The following is a 5,403-nucleotide window of genomic DNA, read 5'->3' as shown; positions in this document are numbered from 1 at the left end:
TAATTACACTCGGCGACTTGGCGGCCCTAATTTGCTGCGCAGGGCCGGGAACCGCCGGCGATGCCTCCCATCGCGACGCGACGGAACCGGACGGCCCACTAGCTCGGAAGCAGAGCGGGATGGCCGCTCCTTCCCCAGCAGGAGGACGCGCCGTCATGCGCGCTTTAACATCTCTCAAGACTGCAACTCTCGCCGCGGTTCTGATCGCCGCTCCGCTCGCCGGCGCCTACGCCGCCGGACATCACAAGGGCGCTCTCGACGCAACCGATCCAACCGACTTCACCGGACCGCGGGTGACCAGCCTGATCGAGCAGGTCCAGGGTGTGGATCAGGGCATCGCCGACGCGCGGCAAGCAAACGACATCTCGGCCTCGGAAGCGCAGCAACTGCATATGCGCGCCGCGCACATCAGCCAGGTGGCCGAGCACGTAGCCGCTTCGGATCACGGCAGGATTCCGGCTGCGCAATATCACGATCTGCTGCGCCGTCTCGACAATGTCGACCAGAAGCTGAGAACCGATACCGGCAGCGGCTTCCTGATGGGCGACGGCGCCGACGGCGGTCACTATCCGAACGGCTGAGCGGTTTCGGTCCGCGACTGCCGTTTCGAGACCAGGAAGGGACGATCTGGCGCCCGAGGGACCTGGCCCGAGGGCGTCCTTTTTTCAGTCACCGGCCGAGCCAAAGCGCGATAATGGCAAGCACCGCAGGCAGCGTCTGGACGAACAGGATCTTGCGGCCGACGGTCGCCCCGCCATAGAGGCCGGCGACGGCAACGCAAAGCAGGAAGAACATCTTGATCTGGAACCCGCCGGTGCCGAGATAGAGCCCCCAGATCAGGCCTGTAGCAAGAAAGCCGTTATAGAGCCCCTGGTTGGCGGCGAGCACTTTCGAGGCGCTGGCGAAGTCCGGCTTGAGGTTGAACGCCTTGTGGCCGCGCGGCGTGTCCCACAGCACCATCTCCAGATAGACGATGTAGCAGTGGATCAGCGCCACCAGCCCGGTCAGGATATTGCCGATCATTGTCCCCTCCGCTCGTTGGCCCCAACTTTTGATCACGCAGCGCTGTTGCAAGGCAAGATGGGCTGATCCGGAACGGGCGGATCAGGGTTGCCAAGCTGCGCGCCTTGGTATCTTTTCGCGCCAACCCCTTTGCAGCCGGAAACCATCCATGTCCTTCCAAAAACTCGATCTACTCGGCCATAGGCTCGAAGCGCTGGAACATGCGCTGGCCATCCTCGGCGCCGATGAGGCGACCCACATGGCGGTTGGCGGCGGCGAGAAGCGCGCCGAGGCGATGTCGGCCTTGGCCGGCATGCTGCACGCCCAGGCTACCGCGCCGGAGATCGGCGACTGGATCGCCGCCGCCGAAGCCGAACCGCTGAACGACGAGCAGCAGGCTGCGGTGAGGGAACTGCGCCGGCAATATACCAATCTCACCTGCCTGCCGGTCGAATTTGTCGAGCGCCAGACGACGGCGCGCATGCGCTCCGAGCAGCTCTGGCGCGACCTGCGCGCCAAGAATGATTGGGCGGGCTTCCTGCCGGCACTGGAAGGCGTCGTGGCGCTGGTCCGAGAAGAAGCGGCGCTGCGCGCCGAGGCGCTCGGCCTCGCCCCCTATGACGCGCTGATGGAGCAGTACGATCCCGGCAACCGCGCCGCCGACATCACGCCGGTGTTCGTCGAGCTGAAGGCTTTCCTCAAGGATTTCCTGCCGCATGCGCTGGCCGTGCAGGATGCGCGGCTGGCGAAGCATGCGCTCAAGCCGCTCTCCGGCAGCTACGCCGTCGAGAAGCAGCGCGAGCTTGGTCTTGCCATGATGGCGGCGGTCGGCTTCGACCTCACGCATGGCTCGCTGGCGGTGTCGCACCATCCCTTCTGCGGCGGCGTGCCGACCGATGTGCGCATCACCACCCGCTACAAGACTTCCGATTTCCTGTCGGCGCTGATGGGGGTGCTGCACGAGACCGGCCACGCGCTTTACGAACAGAATCTGCCGAAAGCCTGGTCGCACTGGCCGCTCGGCAAGGCGCGCGGCATGGCCATGCATGAGAGCCAGAGCCTGTTCGTCGAGAAGCAGATCGGCCGCAACCCCGCCTTCTGGCGCTGGGCGCTGCCGGTTGTCGAGAAGCATCTCGGCGAAGCCTGGTCGATCGACGACACCCTGCCGCATGTCCATCATGTGGAACGCGGCTTCATCCGAGTCGACGCCGACGAGGTCACCTATCCGCTGCATGTGATCCTGCGTTACGAGCTCGAGCAGGAGCTCGTCTCAGGACGGCTGGAGGCCGCCGACCTGCCGGAGGCCTGGGATGCCAAGATGCGCGACTATCTCGGCCTGTCGACCATCGACAACCCGGCCGACGGGCCGATGCAGGACGTGCACTGGCCGGGCGCCGCCTTCGGCTATTTCCCGTCCTACACCCTGGGCGCCATGATGGCGGCACAGCAGTGGGCCGCCTTGACCAGGGAGCATCCGTCAGCCGACGGAGATCTCGCCAAGGGCGACTTCAGCGCCATCAATGAGTGGCGACGCGACAAGATCTGGTCGCAGGGCTCGCGCTGGTCGACGCCGGACCTGCTCGAGCGCGCCACCGGCGAGAAGCTCAACGCCGTTTACTTCACCGAGCACCTGCGCAAGCGGTACGGCGACTGATAACGCCTGCCGGCGGGCGCTACTCCGCCGCGCCCTTGAAGGCGCTCGCTCCGGTCTCGAACTGCAGCTTGGCGAGCCGCGCATAGGTGCCGCCCTTGGCGACAAGGCTTTGGTGGGTGCCTTCCTCGACGATGCGCCCGCCTTCCATGACCAGGATGCGGTCGGCCTTGAGTACCGTCGCCAGCCGGTGGGCGATCACGATGGTGGTGCGGCCGCGCATCAGCCGCTCCAGCGCCGTCTGCACCAGCGTTTCGCTTTCGGCGTCGAGCGCCGAGGTCGCCTCGTCGAGCAGCAGGATCGGTGCGTCGCGCAGAATGGCGCGGGCGATCGCCACGCGCTGGCGCTGGCCGCCCGAAAGCGTCACACCGCGCTCGCCGACGTGGCTGTCATAGCCCTTTTCAAGCTTGCCGATGAATTCGTCGGCAAGCGCAGCCTTTGCCGCCGCCTCGATCTCGGCATCGCTGGCGCCCGGCCGGCCGAAGCCGATATTGTCGGCAGCACTGGCCGCGAAGATGGTGACGTCCTGCGCCACGATGGCGATGCGCTGGCGGATTGCGGCCGGATCGGCCTGGCGCAGATCGACGCCGTCGATGACGACACGGCCGCTCTCCGGATCGTAGAAGCGCAGGATAAGCGAGAAGACGGTGCTTTTTCCCGCGCCCGAAGGACCGACAATCGCCACCGTCTCGCCGGGCTTCACCTGGAAGCTCAGCCCATGCACGGCGGCCCGGTCCGGCCGCGCCGGATAGGAGAAGGAGACATCGTCAAAGCTGATCGCGCCCTTGGCCTTGGCCGGCAGCGGCTGAGGATCTGCGGGCGCCTGAATGGCGGGCTTCTCGGCCAGGATCTCGGTCAGACGCTCGGCGGCGCCCGCCGCCTGCGACAGCTCGCTCCACACTTCCGACAGCGCGCCGAGTGCGCCGGCGGCGAACACCGAATAGAGCAGGAACTGGCCGAGCGTGCCGGCCGACATCGTGCCGGCAAGCACGTCGCGCGAGCCGAACCAGAGCACCGCCACCACCGATGAAAAGATCATGAAGATGGCGAAGAAGGTGAGAAAGGAGCGGGCGAAGACCGACGTGCGCGCCGCCTCGAAGGCGGCCTCGACGGCGGCCGAGAAGCGCCCCGTCACCAGCTTCTCGTTGGTGAAGGCCTGCAGCGTGCGCACGGCGCCGATCTGCTCGCTGGCATAGGCAGTGGCTTCCGCCAGCGTATCCTGCGCCAGCCGCGACTTGCGCCGCACCGAACGGCCGAAGGCGACGAGCGGCAGCACGATCAGCGGGATGGCGGCCAGTACCAGGCCGGACAGTTTTGGGCTGGTGAAGACCATCATCGCCACGGCACCGACGCCGAGGATGAGATTGCGCAGCGCGACCGATGCCGTGGCGCCGACCGCCGACTTCACCTGCGTGGTATCCGCGGCAAGCCGCGACACGATCTCGCCCGACTGCGAGCGATCGAAAAAGGCCGGCGAGAGCGTCGTGACATGGGAGAAGACATCGCGGCGGATGTTGGCGACGACCCGCTCGCCGAGCGTGATGACGAAGTAGTAGCGGCTGGCGGAGGCCGCCGCCAGCACGGCCGCCATCAGCACCAGCGCGGCGAAATACTCGGCAATGAAGGTAGTGCCCGCCGCCTGGAAGCCGTGATCGATCATGCGCCGCACGGCCATCGGCAGGGCCAGCGTCGTCCCTGCCGCAACGATCAGCGATATGATCGCGCCGACCGCCAGTTTGCGGTACTGCATGACGTACGGAAAAAGGTTCCTGAGCGGCCGGACCGAGCGCCTGCGCTCGTCACCACTGACACCAATATCCGCCATGAGCGTTTCCTCTGGCCGCGTGTTCGTCATGCGCTTCAATATGCGCCTGCCGCGGCCTTGTGATTCAATTCCGGCTGATGTATAGGCTCGCCGACCGTTTTAGAAGCCGTGGCTTTTCATTAGCTGCGGCTTCGAGTTTTAAAAAGGGGCGCATCGACGCAGGCCATCGGCCCGTCACCAGCGCCGGCAAGCCAGGAACACGACAATGAAGGCCGATATCCATCCCGACTACCACACCATCAAGGTCGTCATGACCGACGGCACCGAATACCTGACCCGCTCGACCTGGGGCAAGGAAGGCGACACGATGAACCTCGACATCGACCCGACCACGCACCCGGCCTGGACCGGCGGCCAGCAGACCCTGCTCGACCGCGGCGGCCGCCTGTCGAAGTTCAAGAAGCGTTTCGAAGGTTTCGGCCTCTAAGCCTTTCTAAACGTGTCGCAGATCAAAAACCCGCCTCCGAGGCGGGTTTTTTGTTGGCCACAGACGCTGCGGGAAACCCGACCAGGTAGTACCTACCCTTCCACCAGCTCCCGCAGCGCCATGCGCTTATAGGCCGCGACCAGCCTGTCGCCCTCCTCCCGGTCGACGGAGATCGCCAGCCGCATGACCGCCTCGCCCATCTGCCAGACTAGCAGCGCCGCCGTCTCCATCGCCACGGTATCTGCGCCGGGACGCAACCGCTTCAGCACCGCGACGAGGAATCGGGCATTGGCCCGGCTGTCGGCCAGTTCGAGTTCGCGCAAGGCCTTGTCGGCCTGCGTGCCCGACCAGATGTCGCGCATCACCGGTTCGGCCAGGAACATCCCGTAATAGATGTCGACCAGCTCCGAAAACGCCCGCTTCAGCCCCTCGGCGTCGCTGACGTCCTTCAGCGCCGCCGAGATGCAGGCCTGGCTTTCGGCGGTGTAGCGCTCGGCC

5 protein-coding genes and 1 pseudogene are annotated in these 5,403 nt (G+C 65.9%); 3 read left to right on the top strand and 3 right to left on the bottom strand.

The genetic code is table 11. The annotated features are described in order from the left end of the window. The first annotated feature begins 155 nt into the window (after nt 1-155). Nucleotides 156-581: a hypothetical protein gene (locus EOA49_RS29920; protein WP_067001742.1), complete on the top strand. Its 426-nt coding sequence runs from the start codon at nt 156-158 to the stop codon at nt 579-581. Nucleotides 582-669: 88 nt separating this feature from the next. Here EOA49_RS29920 and EOA49_RS29915 read toward each other — a convergent pair whose 3' ends face one another. Beyond that, entirely contained in the window at nt 670-1,023 is a 354-nt protein-coding gene (locus EOA49_RS29915; RefSeq protein ID WP_067001740.1) for a DUF1304 domain-containing protein, read from the bottom strand. 148 nt (nt 1,024-1,171) lie between these two features. On the opposite strand from EOA49_RS29915, the gene EOA49_RS29910 reads away from it, so the two are divergent. After that, nucleotides 1,172-2,656 carry a carboxypeptidase M32 gene (locus EOA49_RS29910; protein WP_127240160.1) on the top strand — a complete coding sequence of 495 codons (1,485 nt, stop codon included), beginning with the start codon at nt 1,172-1,174 and terminating at the stop codon, nt 2,654-2,656. 19 nt (nt 2,657-2,675) lie between these two features. Here EOA49_RS29910 and EOA49_RS29905 read toward each other — a convergent pair whose 3' ends face one another. Next, on the bottom strand, nt 2,676-4,478 hold the full coding sequence (locus EOA49_RS29905; RefSeq protein ID WP_127243527.1) for an ABC transporter transmembrane domain-containing protein: 1,803 nt from the start codon (nt 4,476-4,478) through the stop codon (nt 2,676-2,678). A 205-nt stretch (nt 4,479-4,683) separates the two neighbouring features. Between EOA49_RS29905 and rpmE the strand changes: the two genes are divergently transcribed. After that, nucleotides 4,684-4,905, top strand: a complete 222-nt coding sequence (gene rpmE / locus EOA49_RS29900) for a 50S ribosomal protein L31 (RefSeq protein ID WP_040974396.1) — start codon at nt 4,684-4,686, stop codon at nt 4,903-4,905. Between the two features lie 92 nt (nt 4,906-4,997). Here the strand turns inward: rpmE and EOA49_RS29895 are convergent. Beyond that, a pseudogene (locus EOA49_RS29895) lies at nt 4,998-5,403 on the bottom strand (TetR/AcrR family transcriptional regulator); the annotation flags it as partial.

It is taken from the genome of Mesorhizobium sp. M1A.F.Ca.IN.020.04.1.1, from assembly GCF_003997315.1.
Taxonomy (GTDB): Bacteria; Pseudomonadota; Alphaproteobacteria; order Rhizobiales; family Rhizobiaceae; genus Mesorhizobium.
This window is presented reverse-complemented; position numbering and strand designations above follow the sequence as displayed.

Excerpts from the sequence above, each read along its gene's own strand:
- EOA49_RS29920 (WP_067001742.1), top strand. The coding sequence starts at position 156 with ATGCGCGCTTTAACATCTCTCAAGACTGCAACTCTCGCCGCGGTTCTG.
- EOA49_RS29905 (WP_127243527.1), bottom strand. The coding sequence starts at position 4,478 with ATGGCGGATATTGGTGTCAGTGGTGACGAGCGCAGGCGCTCGGTCCGG.
- EOA49_RS29910 (WP_127240160.1), top strand. The coding sequence starts at position 1,172 with ATGTCCTTCCAAAAACTCGATCTACTCGGCCATAGGCTCGAAGCGCTG.
- EOA49_RS29915 (WP_067001740.1), bottom strand. The coding sequence starts at position 1,023 with ATGATCGGCAATATCCTGACCGGGCTGGTGGCGCTGATCCACTGCTAC.
- rpmE (WP_040974396.1), top strand. The coding sequence starts at position 4,684 with ATGAAGGCCGATATCCATCCCGACTACCACACCATCAAGGTCGTCATG.